This is a genomic window from Spirosoma lituiforme, assembly GCF_054776635.1.
The window spans coordinates 858,500-875,591 of sequence record NZ_BAAHBO010000002.1 but is presented as its reverse complement, the minus strand read 5'-3'; the positions used below and the strand labels follow the sequence as shown (position 1 = coordinate 875,591).

Annotated in this window: 13 protein-coding genes; 7 read left to right on the top strand and 6 right to left on the bottom strand. The window is 51.3% G+C overall.

The annotated features are described in order from the left end of the window. Positions 1–24: 24 nt before the first annotated feature. On the bottom strand, positions 25–1,533 hold the full coding sequence (locus ACYU87_RS12010) for a hypothetical protein (protein WP_461134308.1): 1,509 nt from the start codon (positions 1,531–1,533) through the stop codon (positions 25–27). 234 nt (positions 1,534–1,767) lie between these two features. Here ACYU87_RS12010 and ACYU87_RS12005 point away from each other — a divergent pair, with 234 nt between their 5' ends. From ACYU87_RS12005 to ACYU87_RS11990, 4 genes are all read left to right on the top strand, one after another. Then, positions 1,768–3,513, top strand: a complete 1,746-nt coding sequence (locus ACYU87_RS12005; RefSeq protein ID WP_461134307.1) for an Ig-like domain-containing domain — start codon at positions 1,768–1,770, stop codon at positions 3,511–3,513. 165 nt (positions 3,514–3,678) lie between these two features. Further along, positions 3,679–4,494 (top strand): 16S rRNA (adenine(1518)-N(6)/adenine(1519)-N(6))-dimethyltransferase RsmA, encoded by an 816-nt coding sequence (rsmA, locus tag ACYU87_RS12000; RefSeq protein ID WP_461134306.1) that lies wholly within the window; start codon positions 3,679–3,681, stop codon positions 4,492–4,494. Between the two features lie 73 nt (positions 4,495–4,567). Next, a complete protein-coding gene (gene mgtE, locus ACYU87_RS11995; protein ID WP_461134305.1) occupies positions 4,568–5,920 on the top strand; it encodes a magnesium transporter in 1,353 nt (450 codons plus the stop codon). Positions 5,921–5,935: 15 nt separating this feature from the next. Beyond that, positions 5,936–6,472, top strand: coding sequence for a GNAT family N-acetyltransferase (locus ACYU87_RS11990; RefSeq protein WP_461134304.1), 537 nt, complete (start codon positions 5,936–5,938; stop codon positions 6,470–6,472). 22 nt (positions 6,473–6,494) lie between these two features. Here the strand turns inward: ACYU87_RS11990 and ACYU87_RS11985 are convergent, their stop codons facing one another. Then, on the bottom strand, positions 6,495–7,100 hold the full coding sequence (locus ACYU87_RS11985; protein WP_461134303.1) for a hypothetical protein: 606 nt from the start codon (positions 7,098–7,100) through the stop codon (positions 6,495–6,497). A gap of 523 nt (positions 7,101–7,623) precedes the next feature. Between ACYU87_RS11985 and ACYU87_RS11980 the strand changes: the two genes are divergently transcribed. Continuing rightward, on the top strand, positions 7,624–8,610 hold the full coding sequence (locus tag ACYU87_RS11980) for an FAD:protein FMN transferase (protein WP_461134302.1): 987 nt from the start codon (positions 7,624–7,626) through the stop codon (positions 8,608–8,610). 30 nt (positions 8,611–8,640) lie between these two features. Here ACYU87_RS11980 and ACYU87_RS11975 read toward each other — a convergent pair whose 3' ends face one another. The 4 genes from ACYU87_RS11975 to ACYU87_RS11960 all read right to left on the bottom strand — a co-directional run bounded on the left by ACYU87_RS11975 (position 8,641) and on the right by ACYU87_RS11960 (position 15,553). Further along, entirely contained in the window at positions 8,641–10,833 is a 2,193-nt protein-coding gene (locus ACYU87_RS11975; RefSeq protein WP_461134301.1) for a PepSY domain-containing protein, read from the bottom strand. A gap of 57 nt (positions 10,834–10,890) precedes the next feature. Next, on the bottom strand, positions 10,891–11,394 hold the full coding sequence (locus ACYU87_RS11970) for a DUF2271 domain-containing protein (protein ID WP_461134300.1): 504 nt from the start codon (positions 11,392–11,394) through the stop codon (positions 10,891–10,893). A gap of 4 nt (positions 11,395–11,398) precedes the next feature. Further along, positions 11,399–12,949, bottom strand: a complete 1,551-nt coding sequence (locus ACYU87_RS11965; RefSeq protein WP_461134299.1) for an ankyrin repeat domain-containing protein — start codon at positions 12,947–12,949, stop codon at positions 11,399–11,401. 177 nt (positions 12,950–13,126) lie between these two features. Further along, a complete protein-coding gene (locus ACYU87_RS11960) occupies positions 13,127–15,553 on the bottom strand; it encodes a TonB-dependent siderophore receptor (protein ID WP_461134298.1) in 2,427 nt (808 codons plus the stop codon). 331 nt (positions 15,554–15,884) lie between these two features. On the opposite strand from ACYU87_RS11960, the gene ACYU87_RS11955 reads away from it, so the two are divergent. Both ACYU87_RS11955 and ACYU87_RS11950 read left to right on the top strand, forming a co-directional pair. Then, positions 15,885–16,259, top strand: coding sequence for a hypothetical protein (locus ACYU87_RS11955; protein ID WP_461134297.1), 375 nt, complete (start codon positions 15,885–15,887; stop codon positions 16,257–16,259). A gap of 311 nt (positions 16,260–16,570) precedes the next feature. Beyond that, positions 16,571–17,065, top strand: coding sequence for a hypothetical protein (locus ACYU87_RS11950; protein WP_461134296.1), 495 nt, complete (start codon positions 16,571–16,573; stop codon positions 17,063–17,065). Positions 17,066–17,092 lie beyond the last annotated feature (27 nt).

Sequence of the window (17,092 nt, the reverse complement as noted above, 5' to 3'; positions counted from 1 at the left end):
TTTCGCTCTTTATAACTCGTTCCCTCATTCTAAATTGATGGTTAGCGTGAAGTATTCGGTTTGATTGGTTGGGTTGTACGCTCGTTCGACGCCTTGCAGCAGGTTCTGAATACCAAAGGTCGAGTTGGCATCCGGCGAGGCATCGTTGGTGGTATTGGTGTTCGCAATCCAGCGAGGTGGAAACTGCCGACGAAGTCGGATTGTTGCCGTGCGCTCGCCACGGGCGGGTTTGTCGGTGGTCAGCAATAGCTTATGGGTCGTGCCATTTGCCCCTGAATACGCCTGAACCGCTGATACCTTAAAGTTATCTTTTCCGTCTACAACATACTGGCTGGCATCGGTTAGTAGCGATGCCGGTACGCGCAGGGCCGATAAATCGACCGCTATAGGAATGGTTAGGTTTTTATCGGCCACATCAGGTTGCACCCCTTCGAGGGCATGAACGGCTTTTGCGTGACTGCGAACTTCTTCGTCGGATCGTTTGAAGCGGCCTTTTCGAGCCGGGTCCGTAACCAGGATGCTGTAAAAGGGGGTAGTGTTTTTCGTGTCCCGCCCGAAGAACCAGGAATCGGCGTAACCGGGTAACTGATCGAACCGGCGGATCGTTTTATACGTCTGATCCTGGTAAAGCCGCTGCATGGCTTCGTTGCGGCCAACGAGACAGAGGTAGTAAGGACGCTCCCCTTTGTAATTTTTCTTGGCGTTGTTCCAGCTATAATACGTTCCGTCGAAGTCGGAGGTAAGCTTAATCACCAGCATGGAGTGCGTGCTGGCGTATGGGTTGAAGACCGTTGTGAGCAGTGAACTGGCTGCATCGAGCGTTTTCTGTGCGCTCATGCCGGTCAGGCTGGGGTCGGAGTAAATCAGATCGGATACCAGTACGCTCAGATCGTCGCCGGTGGTGTTTCGTAGTATTTCGCTGAAAATACCTTCGAAGTCAGTACTGGTGGTTTTGCCTTTCGTCTTGGCGACGGTGAAAATGTCTTTCTGCTTGAAAAACTGAGGCAGTGTCAGGCCCAGATCATTGACCTCCGTATTAACGACGAACAGTTTACCCTGGCCAGGATTAACCGCGTCGAACTCCGTCAGTACATCGTTGATTGTCCGTTTAAAGGCACCGTTTCCGGCAGGAGCATCGTACGGAAACATGCTGGCACTGGCTTCAAGGTAAACTTTCAGCCGCAGCGGTTTACCGGATGTTGCCGCACCTGCCATTGACAAAGTGGGTTCTTTGCCTTCCTTGGCCAGTTTGCGGTACGTGCGGTTTCGTTTGATGTAGGCTGCCAGTGCCGATTCGTTTATTTTGCCATCGGGCGTTAAGAGCGCCTTTGTCTTTTTGTCGGTGCTAAGCTCCTTGCTTTCCTGACCAATAAAGACCCGGAGAGCATCGGCCTCCGCAACATCCAGGGTATTGTCGTTACTCAGGGCATCGCTAATCTGGTCATCTAATTTATCGCCTGAACTGGAGCAGCCGGATAGCCAACTTACCGACAGCACAAGAAGGGGCAACAAACAAAAACGGGGGTGGATCATGAACGTGTTCTGCTTTTTGTATGAGTGGTGGTTTTTGTTATTGATTCGCTACCGATGGCCGGACACGTCGCAAAAGTAGGAATCTGGCTATACCATAACCCGCCAGGAACCCAAGTGACCTTAAATTTTCTTAAATTACTATAGAACGTAACGAACCATCGGGCCATTTTATGTCAATCGGTACAGATTAACGATGAACGGACGTTTACCTTTGTCGTTCTGATTAAGCCTAACATGACGCTCCGCCATCTAGTACTGAGTTTTTTACTGGTCCTTCCCATTCTTCTCCAAAACTGTGCACAGGTAGCCCAACCACCTGGCGGCAAGAAAGACACGCTGGCCCCTAAACTGGTGAGTAGCATGCCCACCGCCCGCCAGCTCAACTACAACGGCAAAACAGTTGAACTGGAGTTTAGTGAATACGTGAACAGTGAAAATCTTCAGCAAAAAATAACGATTACCCCCCAGGATAGTAACACGTTTGTGGTGAAATCATTACCCCTGGGCATCCGGCTGACGTTTGCCAAACCGTTCTTGCCCAATACGACTTATACTATCGATTTCGCTGATGGGATCAAGGATATTACCGAGCGAAACATTGCCCGAAATACCAAAATAGTTTTCAGCACAGGTGCTACGATTGACTCGCTTTTTCTGACCGGTAACGTGGTGGATGATGAAACCCGCCAGCCGTTGCTGGGGTTTGTGGTCGGTTTGTTTGCCTCGACGGATACGTTACCTATTAATCGAAAACGCCCTCAATACTTTGCCCGAACCGATAGCAGCGGCAATTACCGCATCGAAAATGTGAAGGCCGGCCTCTACAAAGTATACGGTTTTGATGATAAAGATTTGAATCTGGTAAACAACACACCGGGCGAGCGCGTCGCTTTTCGGGATAGCATACTGAACCTGAACCGCAATTATTCGGACATAAACATGGTCGCGTTTCGCGGTTATGGCAAACCACGCATCAGCCGACGGGAACGCACTGACGAAACATTGGGCCTTGAACTCAGCAGCGGCATAGCCAGCTACAAGATCCGCTTTGGCAAACCCGTTTCTACCTCGGCCGTATCTGCAACAACGACGTCTACGACGGCTGTATCCACGACGGCCGTCTCCACAACGCCCGGTGCCACAACAGCATCAGCGCGAAACACATCGGCCGATACATTGATTTCATTTCTGGAGAACCCGAAGATGATTCGGCTGTATAGGCCAGCGAACCGGGCGGCCGATGATACCCTTCACCTGACCATTATGGCCGAAGATTCGGTGGGCAACGTGACAGAGTTGAGAGAACGGGTCTATTTTTCGCCCCTAAAAACGAGGGCCAAAAACCGAACCGCACTGGCCGTGCAGGTGAGTCCTCCGGCGGGCGAATCGATCGATAATAACCTGGAGTTCACGCTGGTTTTCAATAAGCCTGTTCTGCGCTTTAGTACCGAGCTTATGGTTATTGGTCCGGATAGTACAAAGCCGCTGAAACTAACGCCCGCTAACCTGACCTGGAGCAATAACTATTCCCGACTGGTCATTAGGCAAAAGACTACTCTACGCGATACACTGCTCTTTCGCCTTCAGAAAGGTGCTTTCGTCAGTGTTCAGGGCGATACGTTGCCCCGATACTCAACCAGGTACCTGATTGCCAAGGATGATAGTTACGGGCTTATTGGCGGGCGTGTTAACCCGGCTACCGTCGGGCCCGCCGGAACCAACTTCATTATTGAACTGCTGGATGATAAACTTAATGTTGTTCGAACGGCCTACAGCACACCGACTTATAGTTTTGGCCGACTCAAACCCGGTTTTTACCGACTTCGACTGATCATTGATGCTAACAACAACCGCAAGCGCGACATTGGGAACGTGCAGAAAGGCATTCAGCCAGAGCGGATCATTTACAACCCCGGCACCGAAGAGAACGGAAGCATCCGGGTCAAGCAGGATTTTGAGCTGACGGATCTTGATTTTTGAGGGACTGGGAGGACAGCCCTCGACCGGTAATCAAGTAGGTTTTGAGAAACCTACCGAGTCAGTTTTAAGAAACTGACAGCACAGCACCAGATAGCCGCTGATTATTCAGGTCTTGCCCCCTACCTTTGCGCCGGGTAACAAAATCAGCCCAAAGCCGCCGGTATTATGTACGTTAAACCAAAGAAAGAACTCGGTCAGCATTTTCTGAAAGACCTGAGCATTGCCCAACGCATTGCTGAATTGCTGACGATGCATGCGGGCGCCGACGGCGTTCCCTACACAAAAGTTCTTGAAATTGGTCCGGGGATGGGTGTTTTGACCCAATTCCTGCTTCAGAATACAGCTATCGAGACTTACGTTATCGAGATCGACCGGGAGTCGGTCGATTACCTGAAGCAACACGTTCCCGCCCTGGAAGGGCGAATTCTGGGTGCTGATTTTCTGAATATTCGCCCCGACCTGTTGCCAACCAAACAAGCAAACAATACCGAGCCTTTCGCCGTTATTGGCAACTTTCCTTACAATATTTCGACCCAGATTCTGTTCAAGGTGCTGGACATGCGCGACCGGGTACCTGAAGTGGTGGGCATGTTTCAGCGTGAAGTAGCCCAGCGTGTAGCGTCTGGACCGGGCAATAAAGATTACGGAATTTTGAGCGTGTTGTTACAGGCCTGGTACGACATCAAGTACGAATTTACCGTCGATCCGGACGTTTTTAACCCGCCACCAAAGGTTTTTTCGGGGGTGATTTCACTGCGCCGTAATAAAACGACCGATCTGGGCTGCGACGTGAAGAAGTTTACGAACGTTGTTAAACACGGTTTCAGTCAGCGCCGTAAAACGCTCCGTAACGCGCTCAAACCTCTGGTGCCATCGGAAGCGGCCCTCGCCAGTCCGCTGATGGACAAACGGGCCGAGCAGTTGAGCGTGGCCCAGTTTGTGGAATTAACCCTGTTAATGAGCGAAAGCGTGAAAGAGTGAGAGAGCGAATGCACGCCACCTGGAACACAGCTTTTCGCGCTTTCGCTCATTCACTCTTTCGCTCCTTTAAACCGTGACGTTCGAACTCACTAAAGATTATCTCGATACCATTCAGGCCGCCATTGACGCGGGCGATGATGCCTTGCTTCGGGTCGAGATGGAGGAATTGTACCCGGCGGATATTTCGGGAGTTCTGGATGAACTGGAACCCGAATCGGCGCATTATTTGCTCAGCCTGCTCGACAAAACGGTTGGGGCCGAAATTCTGGCGAATCTGGATCAGACGGAGCGAACCACGTTACTCAAGCTGTTTACGTCTGCTGAGATTGCCCCGTTCATTAACCAGATGGACTCCGATGATGCGGTAGACGTGCTGAACCAGCAGCCCATTCAGGTGCGGGAAGAAGTGATTGGCCTACTTGAAGACCGGGAACAGGCGCGGTTTATCCTGGATTTGCTGCATTACGAAGATGGCGTGGCGGGTAGTCTGATGCAGAAGGAGCTCATTCGGATCAATGTCAATCTGACCGTGAATGCCTGTATCGAAGAGATTCGCCAGCAAGCCGAAGACGTTGAAAATGTGTATGCGATTTATGTTGTCGATGATGTCGGCAAGTTGCTCGGACTGGTATCGCTGAAGAAGATCGTACTGGCCCGGAAAAACGCCAAAATCGCGGATATCTACGACGACGACATTGTTTTTGTGGAAACTTACCGGCCGGTCGATGAAGTGGCTGAAGTTATGCGGAAGTATGATCTGGACGCCCTTCCGGTTGTGAACGTACAGCAACGGTTATTGGGCCGGATCACCATCGATGACGTGGTAGACGTTATTACCGATCAGGCTGAAGAGGATATCCAGGTGATTTCCGGTCTGTCGGGCGAAGTGGAGGAAGATGACAACATCTGGCGACGGTCGAAAGTACAATTGCCGTGGCTCGTGGTGGGGGCGGTGGGCAGTCTGATGGCGGCAACCGTTATCAATGGCTTTCAGAGCGAACTGGGCAAGATTGCAGCTCTGGCCGCTTTCATTCCCATTATCGGGTCAACGGGCGGTAACGTCGGTATTCAGACCTCCTCACTGATCTTACAAAGCCTGGCCGATACATCGGGTCTGAGCACGAGCCTGGGCCGGCGGTTGTTGCGAACGTTGATGGTTGCGGTAATCAATGGGCTGGTAGTGGGTCTGATTGCGGGAATCTACACGTTCATCATTGGCGAACCGCGTCTGTTTTTTGTCGTTGCCTCGTCGCTACTGGCCGTTGTGTTGCTGGCTTCCTTTATGGGTACCGTAACGCCACTGTTGCTTCATAAGGTCGGCATCAATCCGGCGGTCGCTTCAGGCCCGTTTATTACAACGGCCAATGATCTGATTGGCATCGGCGTTTATTTCCTGATTGCCCAATGGCTGCTGACTGAAGTTTAATCCCCCGTTGAGGTTATGTCGATTCGCTTTGCTACCCCTGCTGATGTACCCGCGATTCTGGCTATCTATGCGTCATACATCACCAACTCTGTTGTTTCGTTTGAGTACGAAGTGCCAACGCTGGCCGAGTTTTCAGAGCGCGTCCGCGCCATTCAGACCCAATTTCCATACGTAGTTGCTGAACGGGATGGTCGGGTGCTGGGCTACGCGTATGCGTCAAAGCACCGGGATCGAACGGCTTATCAATGGTCGGTTGAAACGTCGGTGTACGTGCACCCCGATGGTCACAGGCAGGGTATTGCCCGTCAGCTTTACACGACTCTGTTGGCGTATCTGCGTCGGCAGGGGTACATCAATGCGTTTGCCGGAATTACAGCACCTAACCCCAAGAGCGAAGCGTTTCATCGCGTCATGGGTTTTGAACACATCGGAACCTTTACCAACATTGGCTACAAAAGGGGAGCTTGGCATAGTGTTGCCTGGTTTCAACTCGTTCTGCAAACTTACCAGTCCAACCCGCCAGTTCCGCTACCAATCGGTCAAGTTCTGTAAAAGCATGTGCTTGGATAAAAGACTACCGATGCACATGTCGGGCCCGGATACGTCGGCCGCCCCGGGCCATCCCGACAATACCCCCGGAGTCTGTTCGCTGGAGTCCGTAACGCAGAATAAATCCGTAGAATGTTTTGGAGCTATCGAACGAGTCATTGCTGAAATCGTAGTAACCCGTGGTGATGCCAAAACCGAGTTTCGGCGCAATCTGGGCGAAAATGTTGTAGCTTAGTTCCAGCATTAAACTGCCTTTTGAGTCGAAAACCCGGCCTGCGCCAATCGCCATTTCGTTGGCGAAGATGCCGTAATTGGCCACGTCCATAGTTACCCTGCCCTCCAGAAACAGGGTCGTATCGGGCCTCAAAGAATTTCGACCGAAGGCAATTCCCAGGTCAATCACATCGAATGTTTTGCCGATCTCAATGTTTTGTGCCACCCGATCACTGGTTTTCCCGGCTCCCGTGTAAATGGAAAAGGGAACGGAGCGGGCGTACCAGGGCGCTTTTTTAAAATTAAAGGTTGCTTTTATTGAATCGGGCGTTGCCTGCCCCTGAGCCTGTAGGCTTCTGCCCGAGATGAGGACGAAAAGAAGTGAGCCGAGATAACCGATTTGTAGAAGATAGCGCATAAATAACGAAGAGAGAAGAAGGATTGAGGGCCAAGTTAGCGAGTATCGTGCTCACTTAAACCAGAGCCATCCGGTTATATATGAAGAAACGAGTAATTTCAACAATAGACCGTAATGATCCGCCCGGCACCGCCTGACCCTCACAAAAGAAACCCCGCCCGTGTCGAAACAGGCGGGGTTCATACGTACGGTAGGGGTAGTTACTATTTTTATTCAGTACGTACCTAGCCGCGTCCGGCAATTCCCCCCGCCCTGGTTACCATACTGCGTTGCGTGAAGGTTGTCGATTGGGTGCCCAGCGTATATGTACCGCTTGTATGGACGCCGTTGAATTTAATACATCACCACCCGAGAACACCTTGTAGGCTGTATTGACGTTCAGGTCAGGGCCCGAAAATAATAGGGTAGCGTATGCCCTCGGAATCAGGAATGTCGTCGTTATATCAGCCTCCATTTGCTGTTCAACGAAATGATTCTTGTGAATGGGTGTATCAGCAACGCGAATACTTCCGATTTTTGCCGCATGAAGATGTTTGTCCTGCTGGTACTGATTGTATCGGGATTCAGTGCTGCCGCCCAGGTGTCGAGAAAGCGAGCGGTCAAATTGATGGGCAGTCGATTTGATATTACCATCATTGCTACAGACTCGCTCACTGCCGAACAAAACATTGACGCGGTGATTGCCGAAGTAACGCGGATTGAAAATTTGATCTCTGACTGGCGACCTGATACGCAAATTTCCCAGGTCAACAAAAATGCGGGTATCGCCCCGGTTCGGGTAGACCCCGAAGTATTTGCCCTAACGGAGCGGGCACTTCATTTTTCTCATATCACCAACGGGGCATTCGACATCAGTTTTGCCGCTATGGACCGAATTTGGAAATTCGATGGCTCCATGACTGCCATGCCTAGTCCTGAAGCTATTCGAAAATCGGTGGAGAAGGTAGGCTACCAGCATATCCTGCTGGACAAAGAAAAATCCACCATTTTTCTGGACCGGAAAGGCATGAAGATTGGCTTTGGCGCGCTGGGCGAGGGGTATGCCACTGACCGTTGCCGCGACATGATGCTGGCCAAAGGGATTAAAGCCGGAATCGTCAATGGATCGGGTGATATGAGTACCTGGGGAAAACAACCGGATGGAAGCAACTGGACAATCGGCATCACCAACCCGTTGCGTAACGATACCATTTTCGCCGTAGTACCGTTGCGACAGAGCGCCGTTGTGACTTCCGGGAGTTACGAAAAATTTGTCATGTTCAACGGCAAGCGATACGCGCACATCATCAACCCCCGCACGGGCTATCCGGCCACGGGCGTAAGCAGCGTGACGGTCTTTGGGCCCAGTGCCGAAACGGCCAACGGGTTTAGTACCTCGCTCATGGTGCTGGGCAAAAACGCCGGGTTGAAGCTGATCAGGAAATACCCCCGGTACAACTACATCTTAATCACCGATGAGGGACGGATTTTCTCCTCTCCGGGCCTGGGATTTAAACAGCGCCGTTTGTAGGAAGTACTGCCGGTGCTGTTGGTCATTAGCTTAATAACAATCCATCAGGATCTGGCCGTGCGACTGATACACGCTAACGGATTTGCCCAGTTTCGTCTGGCAGATTGTTTCGAGCAGGGCAAGGACGTCCTTTTGCATGGCCAACGAGCCGCAGATCATCAATACACCATTCATCATCAACGTGTTGGCGATAAACTCGGCATCACGGGCGAGCAGGTTGCTAACGTATTGTTTTCCGTTTTCCCGCGAATAGGCAACGTGGAGAGTCGTGAGTTTTTTGGCCGATCGGCTTTCTTCCAGGAAATCCCAGTAAACATCGAAGGAAGACGTTTGTCGGAAACCACAATACAAATGACAGGGGACCTGTTGCTTATTCTGGCTGATCATGCCCAGAAAGGGAGCAATACCCGTGCCATTGGCGATCATGATCACAGCCGGTGCGCTCTTTGGGAAGTGAAAATGATCATTGTTGACAATCCGGGCGTGGATCGTTTCGCCGGGCGTTAACCCGTGTAAGAAGCCGGACCCCAGCCCCTGTTCGTGTAGTCTGACGCTCAACTGAATTTCTTTTTCCAGCACCCCAATCGAATACAGTCGTTCGCGGTGGTCATTGGCCGGGTAAATAGCCAGCAAATCGCCGGACGTAACCCTACGCCGACGACGGGACCGCATGCGAATCAGGAAAGTGCCGTCTGGTTGTGCGGCCTGGGTATTGCTGGTTACGGTCAGTGTATCAAAACGGGGTACCGGTGCCAATACATCAGACGAAACCGGCATCGGGCGGTTGGCTTGCTGCGACCAGGCTTCGGCCCATAAACCAAAATCTTCCGGCGATCGATCGTTGACTGTATGGACATCGACCAGCGCAAGCGCCCAGGACTGCCGGGCTAGTAACTGGTTGACCTCAAATGCATACTGACAGAAGTCGGGATAGGACCGTGACCCGAACCCAAGCACCGAGTAACGAACCGACTGCGACTGCGGATAGTTATCGATCAGGGTCGCCAGTTTGGTCGCGTTGGTTGGCGCTTCCCCGAGCCCGTAGGTGGCCGTTAAGACAATCAGGTGCTCGGCTTTGGGAAAAACAGTGTAGTTGTTACACTCGGTCAGAAACGATTTATCCCCCTGCTTAAGTAACTGCTGATGAATGAGCTGGGCAAATCGAAACGTGCTCCCGTTCTCCGACCCAACTAAAATAATGAACTGGCTTTCGTCGGCGGTGTACTTGTTTTTAGCCCGATTGGCTCGGCGTTTCCAGGTAATGGCAAAACCGGAATAAATGAAAAAAAGAATATTTCCAGACGCTACGGCCAGAATGAGTGCCCATAGGGCGCTTGCCCGGCCTGTGTGCAAATCCAGACTCAGGTTGGTCAGCAAGACCGCGGTCGGGTATCGGTTCTCGCTGAGAATATCGCCCGTGATCTGATTGACCGTCAGTTCGCGGTCTTTGAGTTTCACGGTGTAATAGTCTTCGACATCTTCCGAAAAAGGAAATTCGATACTCTGTACTTCCGCCAGTCGCGTGTTCTTGAACACCGTAAAATCGGCCAGCGTCCGTTCAGGCTTCGACTGAATGGCATTGAGGTCGATTTTGGCCGAAACCGTTTCGTTACCCACCAGACCGAAGCGGGCCAGCGAAAGGTAGGTTCCGGACAGGGCAATGACGAAGATCGGAATCAGCGACAGCCGCCCCAGTACGACGTGATAATACTGGGCAAAATTGTCGCGGACAATCCGGGTAAAAAATCGCTTCACACCCCGCTGACGCTGAATGATCAGCATGGTGCCGGATACGGTAATCAGCAGTAGTAAAAACGCGGTCAGGCCAATAAAAAACCGACCAGCTTCGTGCAGGAAAAGCGAGCGGTGCAAGGCGGTAACCCACTGGAAGAACTCAGATTGCGGACTGGGAATACCCAGGATTTTACCTGTCTGGGGATCAACGTAAGCAACCAGATTTTTTCCGTTATCATCACTTGCTTTAATCTGGACAAACTGGTTGGCATCAAGGCTCAGCTCACTGATTTCAGGGTAGTTTTTTTTCAGAACGGGCAGCGTCTGGGCCAGCGTGAGCTGGTTAATAGTGTCGGCACGATAGGGCAGGAGTTTCTGCGATACGGGCTCGAACGCCAGAAGGATCCCTGTCAGCGAAGCCAGCGTCAGTAAAAGAAAAGAAGATACAGCCAACGCTAAATGGCTGTATCTCCAGACAGAAATGGTCATAAATGAGAGTCCCTATTGAGTAAGACAACGTGTCTGACGCAACCGCATTACCACAACTCAGTTGCTGGCATTAGGGCTGAAACGTACGTAACGAATGAAGCCGGTACCCTCACTTTTTGTAGAAAGCGCTTCGGCTGTGAGCGGAATTTCGAGGTCTTTTACGTGATCCTCCTTGTCTTCTACCGCGCTTTCGAACCGTAGTTTGTAATCCTTGTTGAGCTTGGCATTGTCGATTTCCAGCACGATAACACTGCGGTCTCCACCGGCCACCGACGCGCCACTGATTGCGCTGATAGTAGGCGTTTTTTTGCCCAGCGCTTTATACCAGGCCTTTACGTCGGGATACCATTTTTTGTCGGAGCCAAGCACGTACATGGTTTTTTCGTAGGCACCTTTTCCGTTCATGAGCGAAACGGCTACGTAGGCTTTTTCACCCATGTAGTTGGTCATCTGAATCATACATTTGTACTGCGATGTACCCGTTTGTTGAGCAAACGAAACCGATGAGCCAGCCATAACGAGTGCCAGTACCAGGAAGCCAATTTTAGGCAGAGAAGACATAGTCTTATTTCAGGAAGTTAACGGATATGTTGTTTTTGGACAGCGATTCGTTTTCACTGGCCAGATCGAAAGCGGTCTCTTTAAAATTGGTGGAGATGTCTTTCTTCGCTCCAATTGACAGCAGGTACTTCATCATGACATCATCTTTCGATACCATAGCCGCTTTGTGCAGCGCGGTTACCCCGTCTTTATTCCGAGCATTCACGTCGATCTGAAGAGGTTCCAGCCGTTTCACCAGCGACAGGTCATTCTTGACAACGGCTAAATGATACAACGTATTTCCGTTTTTCTGCGGAGCCTTAATGTCAAGACCTTTTGCCTGAAGCAGGTTTAGTTTTTCGGTAAAGGCATCGGTTTTTGGTCCACCCTCCGGACGAGAACTCTCTGGTCGGGGGCCCCCTTCCGGACGCGGGCCGCCCTGTGGGCCGTTGTTGGCGTTTGGATTATAGGACAGGACCAGGTAGGCCGCTAGATTATCCCCGTTTTTGTCGGTCACGTTGACATCGGCACCTTTGTTCAACAGATAACCGACTACGTCGGGCGAGTTGCCCCGAACCGCCATAGCCAGTGCGGTTATTCCTTTCTGGTTGGCCTGATTGATGTTCTTTACGGTAGGCGTCAGCATCTCCAGCACCGTAATGTCCCGGTTTGCTGCGGCAGCATTCATGAAGGGTGTGTTACCTTCTTCGTCGGCCTGATTAACATCAACCCCCTTGTCCAGAAAATGCTGGATCAGCTCGTTTTGTTTGGGTCGGCGGACCAGGGCGTGCAGCACATTTTCGCCCGCCTTGTTTGTTACCGTTGGCTTGATACCCAGGCTTTCCAAATACTGGAATGTTTCGATGGGCGCAGGACCCTGGCGGCTTCCCTGACTGGCCATCAGCAGAGCCGTATTATTGACGGGAACTCCCCGTTGCTGCAGTGCTTTCAGGGTGTTTAGGTTACCGCTTCGGGCGGCATAACTGAACGCGTTATTACCCGCAGCATCCGTGCTCTTCAGATCCAGCCCTTTTGCGATAAAGTAATCCGTTAGTTTGAGGTCTTTATCGTTGGCAATGGCCATCAGCAGGGCATTCGCGCCGTCATGATTGAGGTCTTTTTTCAGATCGGCTCCGTTCCGGATGCACAACTCATATACCTGCGTATTTGGCTGACCAGTGCTCGCGGCAAAATTCAGCGGTGTCATACCGTGACTGTCCTCCACATTGGCTTTTGATCCTTTGGCAATCAGGTGTTCCATAATCTCCGCATTGCCCCGGTAGGCCGCCCAGTGCAGGTAAATGCGCCCATCGTGGGTGGGCTTGCTCACAGCGTTTCCCGGTTGCGACAACAGATAGATAATGGTTTCATTGGGCGCCTGCGCGTTGATCGCCATGACAACGGGATCAAAACTGGCTGCGTTTAACTGCGACGGGCTATTGCCTTTTTCGACCTCTGCTTTAACCTGGCCTACGTCTGGCTTGCCCTGCCAGAACGATTGGTCCAGCAACACATTTTTCTGGGCCTGGGCGGAGAAGGCAATGCCTACCAGAATGGCAATGGCTAATTTTTTCATTTGTATGTACTGGAGTTAACAAGCTGATGTGCTGAGTTAGGTATTGGCTCAATACCCAATCGGCTTGCAAATTAATAAGATTCAGTCTAAATAAGGAGCAATGCTGTTCTTAAATTTGACTTAGCGTTTTCGTCTGGGTCAAACCGGAGCTTGACGCAGACAAAAACATTCGCTTTACTAAAATCGGTATGATAAGGTCGTTGTAAACTGCCGGGGTGGAATCGGCATGATACTGTAGCGGTCGTGAATTAGGTAGTTTAAGGTATTTGTTATGTTCGATACTTTGGCCAGCAACGAAATCTTGCGGAACGAGTAACCTGCCGACAGATCAAATGTTGTGAAGCCCGTGAGCGGAATCAGACGGCTAAATTCCGGTGTCTGCCCATACGTGTTGTTGTTACCACCGAACCGATTGCCTGTGTAGAAGGCGGAAGCCCCCAGTTTTAAGCCTTTCAGCTGGGGCAGGTCAAACGTGTAGAAAACGGTGGCATTCGCTGTGTGGGCCGGGTTGTTGGTCAGGCGTTCGCCTTCAATGGGGGAGCCCTTTACAAGTGATGTTCTGGTGTACCGCATGTTGTTGTACCCGTAACCCGTGATAAAGTAGACGTTTCTTGACAGATTACCCGTCAGGTCAATTTCCAGTCCATCGCTGGTTGTCTGACCGGTAAACTCTTTCACATTCGCATCGGCGTTGGCTGTACCATCTGCTTTGAGCGGTGCCATCTGCGCAAAATTGCTGTTGACGATGTGGTAAACACCAACATTCGCTGTGATCCGACCGTTGAACAATTCATTTTTGACACCCGCTTCGAACTGGTCAACAATGGACGGTTTCAGGATTTGTCCGTAAATATCGACGCCCGTATTGATGGTGAAGTTGTTCGAATAACTGCCGAAAAACGAGGTGTTTCGGGTCGGCTGGTACATCAGCGCCACTTTGGGCGAAAAAGCCGCATCCGTTTTGGTTTCGGCGGTGCCCCGCGTTTCGATCTGCGTCAGCTGGTTGAGGATGGTTGTCTGCACCGTCCGTTGCTGCGACCACCGGATACCCGCCAGCAGTTTAAACTTATCGGTCAGGCTAATCAGGTCCTGTACGTAGAAACCCAACCGTGTCGATGGGGAGGTTGTCCGGGTTGTTGCGGTGGCATCGGGAATGTCCGTGCGTGCTTCGTAAAGACTTGGATTCAGGGTATTGATTTTGTCGTAGGCTGTTTTCCCCGTCCCGTAATTAACGGTGTACGCTGTACTTTTGGTAACGATCCCAACTACATCGCCACCCACCAGTAACTGATGGCCAATAGCGCCCGTGTTGAAACGTCCATTGAGGTTCACCTGCCCCGTAGCATTGTTCTCGCTGGTCATGGTTCGGCTAAGCGTGCGCGTCCAGTCGCCCGTGGCCGATACGTTGTTGTTGGGTACCCCGGCACCATAAGCGGTAACCTTAGTTTCCTGGGCTGAGGCAATGGCGGTCAGTTTCCAGTTATTGTTAAAGGCATGGTCGATGTTGAGCGAGCCGGAGATCTGGTTGACGTTGTTGTAGGCCCAGGGCGTGTTGATGAACCGCGATCGGGGAACGTCGGGAATAATGGCATCCTGGTTCAGGTTTAGCGAGCCGATACCGTTGTCGGGTGTCAGATCCGATTTCAGGTAATCGCCCTGGAGCAGGACCGTCGTTTTCTGGCCCAGTTTGTAGAGCAGCGATGGGTTGACATACAGTCGATTTGTCTTGACAACCTCCCGGTAGCTATTGGCCGTTTCGTAGGTGCCCACTACCCGGAATGCCAGATTCTTGGCCAGCGGTCCGTATACGTCAACGATGGGTTTGAGAAGACCGAAGCTACCCACCCGCATCGACACCTCACCACCCCGCTCAAATTTTGGCTTTTTGGTGACCATGTTAATAATCAGACCGCCCGACACGTTGCCATAGAGCAGCGCCGAACTTCCTTTCAGGACTTCTACTGATTCTAGCGTACTGGCTTCCGGAAAGCCCATCGTGTTGGAAATCACTCCGTTTTTAAAGATGCTGCCACCTGCTCCGGCAATCCCGATACTGTAGCCACGGGCCGAAAATGTTTCGGCCACCCCGCCCCGCTGCTGCGTAAGAGATACACCACTCACGTTTTTCAGCACATCGCCCAGGCGCGACGCCTGCTGATTGGCAATAACCACACTGCTTACCACACCCGACATTTGGGGAAGGTCCAATGGCGCAATGGCCGCTTTGCCGAGCGTTACCGTTTGGTTATTGCCCGTTACTTCTACTTCGCTCAATTGAGCTGCACTTTCGGCCAGAGCAAAATCGGTATTTGTTTGCTGACCAGCGTTTACCGTAACGGATTTTTCCTGAGTCTGAAGGCCCACAAAGGTCACCTGCATGGTGTAGGTGCCAGGGTTAATTCCTTTCAGCTGGAAGGTGCCGTCTTCGGCTGTCGTCGTTCCCTTACGAACTTCCTTCAGGCTCACATTAACGAAGGAGGCTGGGTTACCATCGCTTGTTTTTACGCTGCCACTGATTGACCCATGCGTCTGAGCCACGATTTGCCCACAAAATAGCAGGACTATACTAAAAGACAACGATAACGTATAGGAGAGTTGCTTCATTTTATTTAGATCAATTCTATTTTACTGCAAAAGTGATGCTTCAATGAGCAGACTAGGTATCGTAATTGGGAGGATTACTATCGAAATCGGGCCATTATGAAAATATTCATAAAACTTAGTAGGACTGACCCATTACGTCGGTAATAGTGAGTAGGAGAAAGACCATAACGCCTGAGCGAATGGAAGACCTTGTGTTTCTGACGGATTCAGACCGGAACGCTATCGTCAGAACAGACGAATAGCGTATCGTCCTCAGCCTACGTTTCGAATAGGTGCGGCTAAATGCTTGTACTGACTGGTTTGATTCGTAATTTTGGCCAAATTAGTTTCCATGCGAATCGTTGTGCTTTATAGTTTGCTGATGGCCACGATGCTACCTACAGTTAGCTCGTGGGGTATCCTCGCGCACTATCAACTCAACAAAGAGTACATTGCCCGCGTTTTGTGCGAAAATCGGGATAAGCCCGAATTGCATTGCGATGGGAAGTGCTACCTGGCTAAACGTCTGAAAGCCCAGCAGGACCGGCAAGACAAGGAAACAACCGAACGGGTGCAGAAAATGCCCATTATGCAGCTCTTTTGCCAGGAGGGATTTCAGTTTTCCTTCCGGGCTAAACCGGACCTGACGACGCTACCCGATTTCGTATACCTGCTGCCCGTTTACGATTCTTCCTTCACGAGGCTCCTCCGCCCACCCCGATTCTGACGGTTTTTCTGGCTTTGTTCGGCTATTTCTCCAGGAGATAGCTGGTTGTTCATTGTCTGCCAATGGTCGGCCATTACGTCCTTGCCAGACCGGCAGTGTTCATACCAATTGCTGGCCTATGCCGGTGTATGCCTGCCTGAACCAAACTCCATTTTTTGCCCCTGCCGTCTAACGGCTGAGTTAAAATCCTGTGTCAAGATTTCTGCTGTAGATAGCTGCTCATGTACGAACGGAATTGCCAGAGGGGAGCCATTTCCGGTCTCTCCTGCTATTGACGGCTACCGGGAGCGCTGTGCATAACTGGGAAACCAATGAATCAAACAAAACTTATGATGAATAAACTGACGGGCACCTTGTTGGGTCTTGCCCTTTTGCTGGGCAGTTGCCGATCAACAACCGACGAGCATAACCATACGCCGGTTGAACACAAAACCCAGGCTACGACCGCCGACGCTGTGTCGGATCTGGAAAAAACAGTACTGGCCGTCCATGACAGTGCCATGGCTGATATGAGTACATTGATTCAGCTCCAGAAAGCGGTGAAGCAGAAGCTGAATGCGACAGCCAGTCAACTACCCGCTGCGGAGGTAACCAGACAACAAGCGCAGGGGTTGGCCGTTACGAGTGCACTCGCCAAAGCCGATGAGGCCATGATGGGCTGGATGCATGGGTACAACGGCGACACACTGGGTAAGCTGGATCAGGAACAGGCCATGCGTTACCTGAAAGACCAGCAGCAAAAAGTAAATGTCATGCGTGCGCTTATGGTAGAGAGTATGCGTAGCGCGAAAGCCTATCTGAAATGACAGGCGACTCATCGCTTCAACCGCAAC